The organism is Paenibacillus sp. FSL K6-3182 (assembly GCF_037976325.1).
Lineage (GTDB): Bacteria > Bacillota > Bacilli > Paenibacillales > Paenibacillaceae > Pristimantibacillus.
Map to the genome: position 1 here is coordinate 2,784,790 of NZ_CP150265.1, position 14,123 is coordinate 2,798,912.

10 protein-coding genes are annotated in these 14,123 nt (G+C 44.2%); 8 read left to right on the top strand and 2 right to left on the bottom strand.

Annotation, left to right across the window (positions count from 1 at the left end; genetic code table 11):
• Nucleotides 1–44: 44 nt before the first annotated feature.
• A complete protein-coding gene (locus tag MHH56_RS11865; protein ID WP_339208425.1) occupies nt 45–620 on the bottom strand; it encodes an SGNH/GDSL hydrolase family protein in 576 nt (191 codons plus the stop codon).
• A 272-nt stretch (nt 621–892) separates the two neighbouring features.
• Here MHH56_RS11865 and MHH56_RS11870 point away from each other — a divergent pair, with 272 nt between their 5' ends.
• From MHH56_RS11870 to MHH56_RS11895, 6 genes are all read left to right on the top strand, one after another.
• The gene (locus MHH56_RS11870; protein ID WP_339208426.1) at nt 893–2,689 is read left to right on the top strand and encodes a histidine kinase; all 1,797 of its coding nucleotides are present in this window, start codon (nt 893–895) and stop codon (nt 2,687–2,689) included.
• Nucleotides 2,682–4,298: a response regulator gene (locus MHH56_RS11875; RefSeq protein WP_339208427.1), complete on the top strand. Its 1,617-nt coding sequence runs from the start codon at nt 2,682–2,684 to the stop codon at nt 4,296–4,298. The genes MHH56_RS11870 and MHH56_RS11875 overlap by 8 nt, the downstream gene beginning before the upstream one ends.
• 146 nt (nt 4,299–4,444) lie before the next feature.
• Nucleotides 4,445–6,169, top strand: a complete 1,725-nt coding sequence (locus tag MHH56_RS11880) for an extracellular solute-binding protein (RefSeq protein WP_339208429.1) — start codon at nt 4,445–4,447, stop codon at nt 6,167–6,169.
• A 73-nt stretch (nt 6,170–6,242) separates the two neighbouring features.
• On the top strand, nt 6,243–7,163 hold the full coding sequence (locus MHH56_RS11885; protein WP_139991467.1) for an ABC transporter permease subunit: 921 nt from the start codon (nt 6,243–6,245) through the stop codon (nt 7,161–7,163).
• 17 nt (nt 7,164–7,180) lie between these two features.
• Nucleotides 7,181–8,077, top strand: a complete 897-nt coding sequence (locus MHH56_RS11890) for a carbohydrate ABC transporter permease (RefSeq protein WP_339208431.1) — start codon at nt 7,181–7,183, stop codon at nt 8,075–8,077.
• Nucleotides 8,078–8,121: 44 nt separating this feature from the next.
• The gene (locus MHH56_RS11895) at nt 8,122–10,095 is read left to right on the top strand and encodes a glycosyl hydrolase family 28 protein (RefSeq protein WP_339209567.1); all 1,974 of its coding nucleotides are present in this window, start codon (nt 8,122–8,124) and stop codon (nt 10,093–10,095) included.
• A 65-nt stretch (nt 10,096–10,160) separates the two neighbouring features.
• On the opposite strand, the gene MHH56_RS11900 is transcribed toward MHH56_RS11895, so the two are convergent.
• The gene (locus MHH56_RS11900; protein WP_339208432.1) at nt 10,161–11,051 is read right to left on the bottom strand and encodes an AraC family transcriptional regulator; all 891 of its coding nucleotides are present in this window, start codon (nt 11,049–11,051) and stop codon (nt 10,161–10,163) included.
• Nucleotides 11,052–11,273: 222 nt separating this feature from the next.
• Between MHH56_RS11900 and MHH56_RS11905 the strand changes: the two genes are divergently transcribed.
• Nucleotides 11,274–12,881 carry an ADP-ribosylglycohydrolase family protein gene (locus tag MHH56_RS11905; protein ID WP_339208433.1) on the top strand — a complete coding sequence of 536 codons (1,608 nt, stop codon included), beginning with the start codon at nt 11,274–11,276 and terminating at the stop codon, nt 12,879–12,881.
• 71 nt (nt 12,882–12,952) lie between these two features.
• On the top strand, nt 12,953–14,086 hold the full coding sequence (locus tag MHH56_RS11910; protein WP_339208435.1) for a GDSL-type esterase/lipase family protein: 1,134 nt from the start codon (nt 12,953–12,955) through the stop codon (nt 14,084–14,086).
• Nucleotides 14,087–14,123: the final 37 nt, after the last annotated feature.

Here is a 14,123-nt window from a genome sequence, read left to right on the forward strand (position 1 = left end):
TCTTCAGCGAGCTAAACGCACGCTTTTGGGACAGCCTCTTTTTGCTATTTGCAACGATTAAAGATGATTTCGCCAATTTTTTTGTATCCTATGGAGTTGGGGTGAATCAAATCCTTAGACCAAAAGGTATTGTCTTCAGCCATTGGATGATTCCAGAAATCGATAAGCATTAATTTGTACTCGCTGCTAAGTGAACGTACGACTTCATTTGCTTGTAGCAGCTGTTCTTTTATTACTCGTTTTTTTTCATCAGGCAAAGGCAATCTAGCTGTAAAGTCGGGAAGATTTCCGATTATAACAGCAGCACCTGACTTGCTTAACGCATCTACCATGAGCTCCATTTCCGACTTATACTCATTGAAGTTCCAGCGGCCTTTTAAAATATCATTTGCGCCTGCAATTAGGCTGACTAAGTCGGGCTCTAGTGCTAGAGCCTCTTCCAGCTGCTTTAAGCGAATTTCTTTGGTTATCAATCCACGTTTAGCCAAATTGGTGTATTTTAATGCGGGCTCATGCAGCTCGGCGAAGTGATGGACCCAGCTCTTTAATGGGGTCTCCTCAACTTCATCACCAATACCTTCCGTAAAGCTATCACCTATAGCTACAAAGTGTTTCCACATATCGGGCACCTCTTTCTATTTTATGTATACCTATAGTATAAGACACCGATGTAATGGAGTCGAAGACTAGATGAATCAAGCTATTGATTTATCTAGTCTTTTTTCTGTTCAAATGTTAAAAACGTCAATGTTGAAATCACATGAAATCGCTTAACATTAAACTAGTGTTTGTATTGCATTTGGGCACAATCTTCTAAATAATGAAAAAGTGTATACGGTAAAGCTGCATCATTTGAAAGTGGAAACAAAAAACGAGTCTAAGCTGCTGCTTCTTGGCAATCTTAGTAAAAATGGAGGCGGTACTTATCCGTACAGGGTTTAGCAGAATAAAGAGCTCACTGTTGCTTCGCTTCGCGTTATTGCTGGCATTGTTGCTGATTCCGATTATCTTGATCGGGAACAACTTTTATTCTGGCGGCAGGGAGCTGCTGCGAAGGGAAATATCCAACTCGATGGAGTCGAGGGTTGATGCGAATATACGTGCGATGGAGAAGGAAGTCGAAAGGATTCAACTGCTGCAGTTTGAATTAATTAACGACGAATCGCTGAACAAGCTGGCGGTTATTCCAGACTACATGAATCAATATGACAAAAGCCAAGCCATTTTAATGGTACAGGACAGGCTGTTTGCACTAAAAAACAGCAGCGTCTATATATCGGATGTGTCCGTACATATTCCCTCCCTTAACCGTACGATATCCGCTATGCAGGGAACGAGCGCGATGATGCATGAACAATTTAATGCTACTAGTGAGCTGGCTAGAAAGAGTCCGGGAAAAGCGATCTATTTCCTCAATCATATTCCGTATATTGTACTTGTTCACGAGGTGCGTGGTTTGTACGAAGCGGAAAATGCGATGTATTCCATTATTGTGGAGCTCTCACCGAATGAGCTAAGCAAATCACTTTCCTCTTTAGAGAGCAGCGAGAATAGCGGCTCCGTTCTAAGCGATCCGAATGGCGATTTTATTATTCGCACTCATCATTATGAGAATCCCTATTTGGATCAGTACATCGATCAATATAAATCGGGCGCACCGAATGAATACGAGAATATTAGGAGTGTCGGCGAGGGAGATGATAGAGTGCTCGTATCCTCTCGGTTCTCTGAGCTTCTCGGGTTCTCGCTCATTCATTTTGTTCCTGAGAAACATTTGTTCAATAACTTACATCGATACCAGCAGCTGTTCTGGGTGTTAATTGCCGTATTCCTCTTCTTTATTATTGTTTTGTGTCTTTCCTTGTACCGTATGATCCATCGGCCGCTGCTGGCGCTTCTGCGTGCATTTAGGAAGATGGAGAAGGGCGAATTGGACGTAACGATTACCGAGAACAGCCGCAGCGAGTTCGGATATTTACTCCAAGGCTTTAATAAAATGTCCCGTTATATGCGGGATTTGATTGAACAAGTATATACGCACAAAATATTAGTTCAACGAGCTGAGCTAAAGCATCTACAATCACAAATTAACCCGCATTTTCTATATAACAGCTATTTCACGCTCTATAACATGATTGCGGTGGAAGATCATGACAGTGCCAAGCAGTTCGCTTCACAGATGGGCAGCTATTTACAGTACATTACCCGCAATTCCTCAGATGAAGTACCGCTTTTCGAGGAGGCCAAGCATGCTACAATTTATGCTGAAATTCAGGGCAGGCGCTTTCGTCTGCGGATGAAGGCCAAGTGCGGCGAAGTTCCAACCGCTTACCTTGAGGTTAAGGTACCGCGCCTTATTCTTCAGCCCTTAATCGAAAACGCTTTCGAGCATGTATTTGATCATGTGGAGGAAGGCGGACTTCTGTCTATCACTTTCGAAGAAGCAGAGGATTGTTTGTTGATTCGTGTGGAAGACAATGGCCTATTATTGGATCAGGAACGGCTGGAGACGCTAGAGAAGCTGCTGAGAACGGATGAAAGTACGATTGAAACGACCGGCCTGCTAAACATACACCGAAGGTTGCGGATGAAATACGGGGAGCGAGGCGGAATCGTTGTGGAGCGCAGCCGCCTTGGAGGATTGGAAGTTCGTTTAACCATATGGAAGGAGGACAATGAGTATGCTTAGATTGTTGATTGTTGATGACGAGCCCGATATTGCGGACGGCCTCTATACGCTTCTGCAGGAACGTTTTCCGATCGAGTTCGAATTGTATAAGGCTTATTCTGGAAAGAGCGCTCTCGAATGGTTAAGGAGGGGAAGATTTGACATCGTAATGACCGATATTCGGATGCCTGTTCTAAGCGGTCTGGAGCTTCACAAGCATATTCGCAAGTTATGGCCTAGATGCAAAGTTGTTTTTTTGACCGGGCATAGCGAATTCGATTATGTATACGAGGCTATCCATTATGACAATACCAGCTATCTTCTTAAGACGGAGGGCCATGAGAAAATTTTGGATACGATTGGCAAGCTGGCAGAGGATATCGCCGGAGAACAGCAGATTGAAGGTCTTATGGGCAAAGCGATGCAGCAGATGGAGCAAACGCTGCCGCTGCTTCAAAACGAGCTGTTAAGCGAACTGCTCTATGATGAATCATTTGATAGGCACAGCAAGTCCAATCAATTCGAGGAGCTGGGTATTCCTCTCGATCCGAAGCGTCCAGTCCTCCTAATGATGGCTAAACTGATCGGATTGGATTCTGGATCGCGGCAGTCTGGAAAAGCGCGGCTGCACGCAGGGATGAAGGTAATCGAGGAGCAGTATGGTTATTCCCACCTGCATATGAAGTATATATTTGTGGACAAGGAAACAATGGCCTGGTTCATACAACCGGCAGCCAGTCATCTAAGCGAGCCGATTGAACAATCTGCTTTGTGGAGCGACACTCGTCTAGCGGTTCGGGAATATGCGGAGAATGCAGAGGCTGCCTTTCAGCTCACTTTCCATATTTCACTATTTTTTCTGCTGGACAGGTCTCCTTGCGAGTGGGATGACATTGCCGACCGATGGGCGATGCTGGAGCATGAGTATCATCGTCAATCCGGTGATCGAAACGGTGTTGTTCAAGTTGAATTCGGCGAGACCGAGCTTTACCTTGCGAAGATGCTGCGCAAAACGGATTTGTTTGGCGAATATTTAGCAAGCGGCCAAGCCGAAGCATTCGATTCGGCCTGGGCTCGCTTCAAAGCTGAGCCTATGAGAATGGAATCGGTTTACTCTGCGCTATCGCTTGTTTTCCTGCGCCATATTCATCGATTTAATTTGCAGGAGCGCCTATCGGTACGCATTGATTTGTCGGTATTAATGCAGCCGGCAGCTGATCAAGTTAATCTGTCATCATATATGGATTATTATTATCGACTTGCCATGACGATTTTTGAGATGCAGCAGCAGGACCAGGCTGAACGCCGCGACCGGACCATTGATCTTGTGAAGAGCTATATTCACGATCACCTAGGAGAGGATCTCTCTTTGGTGCGTTTATCTGAGATTGTACAATGGAATCCGTCTTATTTATCCAGAGCATTCAAAAAGGTGACGGGTACAAACGTGCTCACTTATATCCATGAGGCTAAGCTGAAAGAAGCGATGCGGATGCTGCTTCAACCAGATCTGAAAATTCATGAAATAAGTGCCGCGCTTGGCTTTATTTCACCGCCCCATTTTACACGATTCTTCAAGAAAGCAAGCGGTTATACCCCACAGGATTATCGATCGCTTGAAGAACGATGATGGATGGGCTTGCTCGGCAAATTTTTGCACATAGGTAAAAAATAGATAAGCAGAAGTAAAGAAATGGCCTGTTACGTAAGTCGATGTAGCGGGCTTATACTTTATTCATGCAAGTGACAGCGTTTACAACAAAAGGGGGATTGAACATGCAACACAAAAGCTTTAAGCGATATTTAATTCTCGCTACAGCAGTCATGCTTCTCTTAACATCAGCATGCAGCACTACGAATAACGGAGCGAGTGGAAACAAGGGTAAGCAAGAAAACACTGCAAACACAGGCGACAGCAAGGGCGCAGCGAATTCGACAGACAAACCAGCCGAAGGTGTTCCGCTGGGCAAATATGAGCCTGCAATTGAGGTGACAACCGTAAGATCGCTGCCGCCGTCGATCAAGTTCGAGAAGGGCGACAGCATAGACAACAATATTTGGTATCGCAGTTATGAAGAGGAGCTGGGTATTAAGCTGATCAATAAGTGGAGCGTTCCACAGACACAGTGGCAGCAAAAAATGAATGTGACCATCGCATCTGGTGATATTCCTGATATTTTGACGGTGTCAGCTAATGAGCTGAAGCGCCTTGTCGATGCCGATATGGTCGAGGACATGACGGAAGTATTCGAGAAATATGCTTCGGAGAAAACCAAGCAAGTCATAAGTAATGATGGAGGCAACGGAATGAAGGCCTCCACCTTCGAAGGCAAATTGCTTGCGCTGCCTGGTGTTACCTTCACAGGTACCGGTGCGCAGATGTTATGGATTAGACAAGATTGGCTGAAGAAGCTTAATTTGCCTGAGCCCAAATCGATGGAGGACGTATATCGCATCGCCGAGGCGTTTGCGAGTCAAGATCCTGATGGCAACAACCAGAAGGACACGATAGGGCTGGGTGGAATCAATAAGGATTTGAATTCCTTAATGGGCTTCTTCGAGAGCTTCCATGCCTATCCAGGCCGCTGGGTCAAAGATGATTCTGGACAGCTCGTCTACGGAGATATACAACCAGGGCTCAAGCCTGCGCTGCAGAAGCTGCAGGATCTGTTCAAAGCAGGTCTGATCGATCCAGAATTTGCGGTCAAGGATCAGGCTAAAGCATACGAATTAATTGCCGGTAACAAAACGGGCATGTTCTACTCAGGCGAGGGTGCCGTGTGGTGGCCTTTGACGGATCATTATAAGAAGGAAAAGTCGGATTGGAAGCCGTATCCACTCATTTCCTTTGACGACCAGCCAGCAAGTACCTCAGGCGGCATTCCGGTTGGGAATTATTATGTCGTTCGCAAAGGGTTCGAGCATCCGGAAGCGCTCGTAAAGCTGCTTAATTTTGCAGTAGAGAAGCAATATGGTCCGGAAGGACGTCTGGACGCCTATTGGTACGGGGGAGAAAACAAGGAAATTAATGTTGCGGCATTTGCAGCTGTTATCATAAGTGATCCACTGGAGCTGATAAATATTCACCGAGGTGTTCAGGAATCGGTTGATGCAGGGAAGTATGTAGATAATCCGATTGCCGATGTAAAGCATCATTATGACCTCTACCAGTTGTGGTTATCGGGGAAATTTATAGACAGCAACGAGGAAGGGCAGGCCTGGTCTTCCTATAAATGGGCTGGACCAGGAGGCGGTATGAATGTAGTCAGCGACTATGTGAAGGATAACAAGTATCTGGTTGATGAATATTCGGGACCAAGCACGCCAACGATGACAGCCAAGAAAAGCACACTGGATAAGATGAAGCTGGAAGTGTTCACGAAAATTATTATGGGGCAATCGGATGTAAGCGAGTTCGATAAGTTTGTAGCGGATTGGAAGAAATTTGGCGGAGATGCAATTACGGCTGAAGTAAACGAATGGTATAAGGCTAAACAATAACCTGAGAATGGAGAGGAAGCAGCTCGAATGGCTTGCTTCCTTTCTTACTCTATCAGCTTAGAAAGGAATGATCATGTTGCAAGCGGCGACCGTCAAAAGAAGACGATCTTGGAAGAAGCATCTACCTCTGCATCTTATGCTGGTGCCCGGAATTCTATTGTTAATCATGTTTCATTATATCCCTATGGCAGGAATCGTCATTGCCTTCCAGAATTTCATTCCTGCTAAAGGCTTCTTCGATTCCAAATGGGTGGGTTGGAACAATTTCGAGTTTATGCTCCAAATGCCTGGGATTGGCCAAGTGTTATGGAACACCATTTTTATTGCTTTTCTGAAAATCATCTTCGGTCAAATTGCCCCTATTGTGACGGCATTGCTGCTTAATGAAGTGCGGAAATCATCGATCAAGAGATCGGTGCAGACACTTATTTATTTGCCGCATTTCCTATCGTGGGTCATTCTTGGCGGCATTCTGATCGATATTCTCTCACCATCACAGGGACTACTGAATGAAGTGATTAGCTGGTTTGGAATGGAACCGCTATTTTTTCTTGGCAATGATAAGCTGTTTCCTTATGTGCTCGTTGTCACGGATGTATGGAAGGAATTTGGATTTGGCACGATTGTTTATCTCGCTGCGCTTACAAGCATTAATCCTACATTATACGAAGCCGCCATTATGGATGGGGCAGGCAGATGGAAACAAACGATTCATGTGACATTGCCAGGCATGCTTCCCATCATCGTGCTGCTCGCGACACTCGGGCTTGGGGGCGTACTGAATGCAGGCTTCGACCAAGTATTCAATTTGTATAACCCGCTTGTCTATCGTACGGGAGATATTCTAGACACTTTTGTTTATCGACTAGGTCTTATCGATGCTCAATATGCGGTTGCGACAGCTGTCGGCTTATTCAAATCTGTGGTCTCTTTGATTTTTGTAGGAGCCTCGTACTGGCTGGCTTATCGTATAGCTGGATACCGTATTTTTTAAGGAAAGGAGAGACCGTTATGGACATCAATGATTCACTGGGACGGAAAGTTTTTCTTATCTGCAATAATGTTTTCCTTATTACGTTAGCTGTTGTTTGTTTGCTTCCTCTAATTAATATATTAGCTCTGTCGTTTAGCTCAAGCTCGGCGGCGACGGCAGGGGCGGTCAAGCTGTGGCCAGTTGATTTTACGCTGAGCTCCTATAAGTACGCACTGTCCAAACCGGAATTTTTACAGTCGCTTTTTGTTTCGATTGTGCGGGTTGTCCTTGGTACGATTATCAGTTTATTGGTGGTTGTTATTTCCGCGTATCCGTTGTCGAAGGAACGGACGGACTTTCCGATGCGAACCTTCTATGTTTGGTTTTTCTTTGTAACCATTTTGTTTAGCGGGGGATTAATCCCAACCTACATGGTCATTCGAAATTACCATATGCTTGATACGATCTGGGCACTTGTACTTCCAGGCGCTGTGGCGGTGTTCAACATCGTGCTGCTGCTGAATTTCTTTCGCGGTACACCAAAAGAAATTCAGGAAGCTGCACTTGTTGATGGATGTACAGAGTGGCAACTGCTCTGGAAAATGATGGTTCCCATCTCGATTCCTGCACTGGCGACAATTTTGTTGTTTACATGCGTAGGCCAGTGGAATGCCTGGTTCGATGGACTGATCTATATGAACTCTCCTACGAATTATCCGTTGCAGACGTATCTGCAGACACTTGTTGTAAGCACGGAGTTGTTTACCGCAGGGGGAAACCTGACAGCGGAAGATATGAAGGCGTTAGCTGAGGTATCCGACCGTACAACCAAAGCTTCTCAAATTTTTCTAGCAGCACTGCCTGTGCTTGTTCTGTATCCGTTTTTGCAAAAGTATTTCATGAAGGGCATCGTGCTGGGCAGCGTGAAAGGATAGATTCAAGAATTATTATGACTTCATATCGGGAGGAATGGTTTGTGATGAAGATGAAGCTATTACTTGTGTTGCTTTTGATGGCAACCTTTTTGAATGTTGGGGAGGCGCATGCTGTGAGTCAGGAAAATAAGCAGATCTCTTCCAAAATCGTTACTTGGGAAACGCCTGATTGGCAGCAAAAAAACAAGAGCTTTTCGGTTTGGATAAGAGAGAATGGCAAGAAAACGTGGAAGGAGCTTTATGTTTATAACGTAAAGAACGGTGAGCAGAAGGAGCAAGATGTACCTACGGATGCAGCTATGGTTAACGTAGACTTTACAGGTACAGTTGAGTTTAAGGTAACTTATAACACGGATAAAATCAAAGATTATGAAATACGCCCTTCGGCTTATGGAATAAATGCTAAAAAAACAGAAGGAAATACATTAATCTTTTCGCTCACGCAAAATAATAAAGCTCCATTAAAGCCCACCATTATGGTGAATGGCAGCTGGAGTGAGGGCAATTTGCATATCCTTTCAAACATGCCTGAGAACGATGCACCTTCACAGAATGCCGCAAACGTTTATGTTATAAATCCTGGCGACCCGATCCCGCTTTATTTGCCAATGGGAAAAGATACGTATTATTTTAAGCCGGGCGAGCACGAGCTGCCAAAAGGGATGTGGGTTGAGCTTGATCTCGAGGAAACCGTTCAACTGGAAAAATTTGATTTGGTGCAGCAGCTAACCGACTCCCAGTGGTTTGCAAAAGGACCCCAACGATTTGTGATTGAGGCCAAGGAGAGAAAAGACGACCCGTATGTAAAAGTATACGATGGGTATGAGAATAATAAGGAAGGAACAGTCACCGATTTATTGAGCAGCGTGAACGCGAGATATGTAAAGCTTGTCCTACTAGGTAATACCGGATCAAGTCATTATGTAATGACATCATTGGCAAGCGAATTTAAGCTTTATAAAAAGGGAGACGATTCTACAAATATTGCAAAGGGCAAAGCGGTAAATGGGGCATTCCCCAGTTACTCCAATATGACTGACGGCAATGATTCTACTCATTATATGTCGTCTACTGGTTATGGCAATTGGCATGCAGGAGAAGCGTTTTATATCAGTCAGAGCGATACGACTGTTTATTTGGCACCAGGCTCGCTTGTCAAAGGGTCAATTTCTGCAGATGATCTGAGCAACATTACAATTAAAGGCCGAGGTATCATGTACGGTGGTGATCTTTTGCGGCCTAGAAATTACGCTGAGGGACGAAGCGGGGCGATATGGATTACGAGAAGCGCTAATTCAAAGGTAGAAGGCATTACACTGATCGATTATCCGATGTGGTCAGTCGTTATGAACTTTACGGATCAAACGTCGATCAAAAACATAAATTTTTTCGGTTCGATGGTTAATGCTGATGGCATTCACCTCTCAGGCAGCAAAAATGCGCAGGTTTCAGGCGTCTTCATAAGAACGACGGACGATAATTTTGTCATTTATCATTATGGTGAGAGTTCAAATATAACGGTGAAAGATTCTATATTCTGGGCAGATAATGCTCGTCCTATTTTGCTAGGCTTGGGAGATACGCCAAATGCGACGATCGATAAGGTTAACTTTGAGAATATCTATATTTTGAATCAACGAGGCGTATGGGATCTGAATAAATATAATGGTGCGATTCAAATTTGGGCAACAGGAGGGAACAAGATAAGCAATATTGCCTTTAAAAATATTCATATCGATGAGTTCGAAGCTCCGGGGGACTCTATGCTTTTTCAAATCAAGACAGATGAGATGGCTGCTGGAATTGCGCCTGGTTCTGTGAGCAACGTCTCCTTTAACAACATTATCTACCGCGGCAAGCTTCCACGAAAATCTCTTATTAGCGGCGTTGACGACAGCCATAATGTGAGCGGGATCGTATTTAACCGTTTTAAAATAAACAATACGTTATTGTCTTCTACTAACATGAAACAGTTTATCGAATTTAAGGGGAAGTATTCGGATATAAAATTTAAATAGCATCAAAAAAACGGAAAATAAGCTGCTGACCTGCCTGTTATGGGCAGGTTTTTTTGTGTTTGCTATCAGGAAGGATGCATGCGTTCACGGAAAGCGGTAGGGCTGATTTTCTCATATTGTTTAAATAATTTACTGAAATAAAAGGTGTCTGAGATTCCGACATCTTGAGAGATTTCTTGTACCGATCGATTTGTACTTTTTAATAAAAACTTTGCTTTTTGAATTTTTAACATGTTCGTATATTTGATGATGTTTGTACCTGAATATTTCTTAAAGATTTGACACAAATATTCATACGTACGATCCATGCTGCGTTCTATTTCTTCTTTTGACAGGTTGTCGGTGTATGCTTCATCTAATAGACGAACCAATTTCCGATAAATAACAAATGATTCGGGAATGTAACGCTGATTTTTGGATTCGACTAAAATGGACAAAGCAATGGATTCCAAAATTTGCGCAAATTGCAGCGTGGAGCGAAAACGAAAGTATACTTCTGGTTTTGAGAAGGTCTCCAGCAGCTTTTCGAATTGGGAAAGAAGTTCATAAGGACGAGGGAATTGAAAATGCCTAGGCAGGATCAATTCATCGACATGCTCATATTCAAAGGTACGTAGATCCTGGTGCTCCAGCAGCGAATAATCGATGCCAGATGCCAAGTCTCCGACTTCCTTCAGAGAAGGCGTGCAGGAAAATTGAACCCAGAAGAAATTGGCTTTGGGGTTCGTTTTTTTCCAGCTGTAATGCCGCTCCCACGGTTTTAAAATGAAGATATCTCCGGAGTTCAGCTCGAGCTGTTCGGATTCCACTTGCAGATAAATGGGTCCTTCGGCAACGACCATCAGTTCAAAAAAAGGATTGGAATGCTCCATCATATAGAGGTTATCATTGCCCTGTTGTATGCCAGCCCATCTCACATCAAGGCTCGCGAGCCTCGACATCGTAAAAAAAGACATGAAATCCCTCCCGTACCTATTCAATATGATCAATTAATTATAGGAGATTATGGTACCTCTGACAACACTGCGAACATACGAATATGAACCGATAGAATCGATGAAATGGAACGGTTTTTTTTAACATTATTTATTTTTAAACCTTAACAATGTCGATGTTTCTCGTACTGTTTCGTTGATAAACTCATTGATGTAACCACTATGAGAATAAGAGGTGCAACGATGAAAATTTCATTAGACCAGTATAAGAACAAAGTGCGCGGATGTTGGATCGGGAAAAACGTCGGAGGGACGCTCGGAGCGCCATTTGAATGCAAACGCGGGGTGCTTGATGTCACTTATTACACCCATGATCTGACGCAAGGAGTCCTTCCTAACGATGATTTGGATTTGCAATTGGTGTGGTTAAATGCAGCAGAGAAACACGGGAAAATGATTAATTCACGAATATTGGGCGAATATTGGCTGTCTTATATCGTTCCTAACTGGGCCGAATACGGTGCAGGGAAAAACAATATGCGGATGGGAATCGTGCCGCCGTTATCCGGTTATGTAAACAATAAATTCCGTGACAGCAATGGGGCTTTTATTCGCTCGGAGATATGGGCATGTCTCGCACCCGGCCATCCGGATATCGCTGTGAAATATGCTTTTGAAGATGCGGTTGTCGATCACAGTCACGAGGGTGTCTATGCGGAAGTGTTCTTCGCAGCCATCCAAAGCGCCGCTTTCGTAGAGAGCGATACGTATAAGTTAATCGACATCGGACTTTCATACCTTCCAGATGATTGCGGATCTGCAAAAGCGGTTCGGACAGTTATAGAATGTTATCGTTCGGGTATGAGCTGGCAGGAAGCTCGAATTCGTGTGCTGACTGAGCTTCCTGGCAGCTTCGGTATTATCGGGATGACTCCGGAACTGTTGACGGATGAAGTTCCTGTCGGGGAAATGGGCTGGGATGCGCCAAGCAACGTTGGAATTACTATCATCGGCTGGCTTTACGGAGAAGGCGACTTTGGCAAAAGCATTTGTATCGCGAATAATTGCGGTGAAGATACCGATTGTACAGCGGCAACACTTGGCGCCATTATGGGGATTATTGGCGAGCCTGAGCGTGTGCCGTCGGAATGGCTGGAGCCTATTGGGGACGAGATCAAAACCTTATGCATCAATCTGGGAGATCAAGGCTTAAAGATCCCGAAGACGGTGATGGAACTTACGGATCGCATCTTAAAGCTGACACCGATTTTTCTTGGAAGCGAGTATTGTGACTATGTAAATGCGGAACGCGGATATACAATCGAGACTAAAGAGGATAAGGATCTATATAATCATCCGAAAAGAGTAAACTGCTGGGTTTATCGTGAAACCTCCGATTTGTTCAAGCAAAGCCCATTTATGGTCCACTACGACTTTCAAATCTTTTCTGTCTATTTGGATTATCAGAATGAACCCTTTGTATCGGAGGCTCAGCCGAAACGGTTCCGCCTTGTCTTGGACAACCAGCTGTTTATACAGCAGTGGTTAAACGTCAAATGGCATTTGCCGGAGGGTTGGACCGTGTCTCCAGGACCGAATATTAGCGTACCGCTTGAGCAGTATCACTGCAATGTTGGCTATAATGAGCTTTTCTTCGAGTTGACGCCTAATGCATTAAAGGAGCCGCGGTATGATCTGATCGTCGAGATCACATCGGCTGGACGGCCTACGAAGGGTCTAATTCCCATCGTTTTATTGAATGTGCCCCAAGCTGCCGAAGAAGAAACTGTATCTCTTGTGGAGGATCGTTCAAAGGCTCCTGCCGCCCACATGATCCGATCAGTTATTTAGTTAAGCTAAGCGGGTGAATCCTAATCCTACATTTTACTATTGTTTGTAGCGTATTTTAGGGGGGGAAAGTTTTGAACACAAATTCATTCAATGAAACAAATGCCACAAGGATACCGCCCAAAATATTCACATTCAGCGATGCTTGGACGGAATGGCTGCAAGGTAGCAAGTTCCCGATTGCTTTCTTCGGAGATAGTACTGTGGACGGTGCGAATACGTCGGGTTGGGTTGCCAATACGATTGGTTTGGACAGCACGTCACCGAACACTTTCTCGAAGAAGCTGGAGGAGTTGCTTAGGCAAGCTGCACATAATAATATTTTACGTATTTATAATTCGGGATTTAGCGGTACGAATGCAAGTTGGGCGGTAACCATTCTAGAGATGCAGTTCGGAGCAGCATCCGACTATCATGACGTACAAATGATCGGAATCGGCTTCGGTATTAACGATCGGCTTCTCTACAAAAATGAAAAAGCTTATCGGGACGGATTCAAAGCTTCGATCAAGCAGATTATTAATTGGTGCTACTCAAAAAATATTCAGCCGTTTCTACTGACGACCCAAGCGATTGTCGAACCCGGGGTAAAGACCGAATATGCAGAAGATTACAAGATGAGAACGAGTGAACATATCGCTTGTATAGCTAATGAGGTCAAAAGAGAACTTGCAGAAGAGTACGCTCTTCAGCTCATTGACATGAACAAGTATACGGAGTTGTTTTTACAATATTCCTCTATCAGTACGCAACGGATTATTTCAGATCGACTGCACTTTGGAGACATTGGACATCAGTATGAAGCAGAAGTACTCTTCTCCTGCCTATCCCCTCGTACAATCGTCGTAGATGGCTATACCAAAATTGATTATTCGAGTCAAAAAATTAAGGACAGTGTACCAGATGACTGGTTGTCCATGCCGAAGGTGCTGACGGATGGTTTCAAAGTTTACGTTGACTATACGAAGGCAGATATGGGGGACATGATTATCATGTCTGCATCGGTTTTTGTTAACGCCAAGCGGAAGCTGACGTTGAAGGCTTTTAGGGGGAGCTCGCCGGATACCTATGTGAAAATAAATGGAGTTCCTCTAAGGTTAACTGGCTCTGAAACAATCATCGATCAGTTGGACCAAGGGTTGTATAACCTGGAAGTGTTTACAGGGGCGTCATTGAAGGTGGACTTTAAAGGCTTCATTCTAGAATAGAGTAAGTGTTGACATACCTATAACAGCTTGGAGGCTA

Bases quoted from the DNA above. Each gene is read 5' to 3' on its own strand.
- MHH56_RS11865 (WP_339208425.1), bottom strand. From the start codon at position 620: ATGTGGAAACACTTTGTAGCTATAGGTGATAGCTTTACGGAAGGTATT.
- MHH56_RS11875 (WP_339208427.1), top strand. From the start codon at position 2,682: ATGCTTAGATTGTTGATTGTTGATGACGAGCCCGATATTGCGGACGGC.
- MHH56_RS11880 (WP_339208429.1), top strand. From the start codon at position 4,445: ATGCAACACAAAAGCTTTAAGCGATATTTAATTCTCGCTACAGCAGTC.
- MHH56_RS11885 (WP_139991467.1), top strand. From the start codon at position 6,243: ATGTTGCAAGCGGCGACCGTCAAAAGAAGACGATCTTGGAAGAAGCAT.
- MHH56_RS11890 (WP_339208431.1), top strand. From the start codon at position 7,181: ATGGACATCAATGATTCACTGGGACGGAAAGTTTTTCTTATCTGCAAT.
- MHH56_RS11895 (WP_339209567.1), top strand. From the start codon at position 8,122: ATGAAGATGAAGCTATTACTTGTGTTGCTTTTGATGGCAACCTTTTTG.
- MHH56_RS11900 (WP_339208432.1), bottom strand. From the start codon at position 11,051: ATGTCTTTTTTTACGATGTCGAGGCTCGCGAGCCTTGATGTGAGATGG.
- MHH56_RS11905 (WP_339208433.1), top strand. From the start codon at position 11,274: ATGAAAATTTCATTAGACCAGTATAAGAACAAAGTGCGCGGATGTTGG.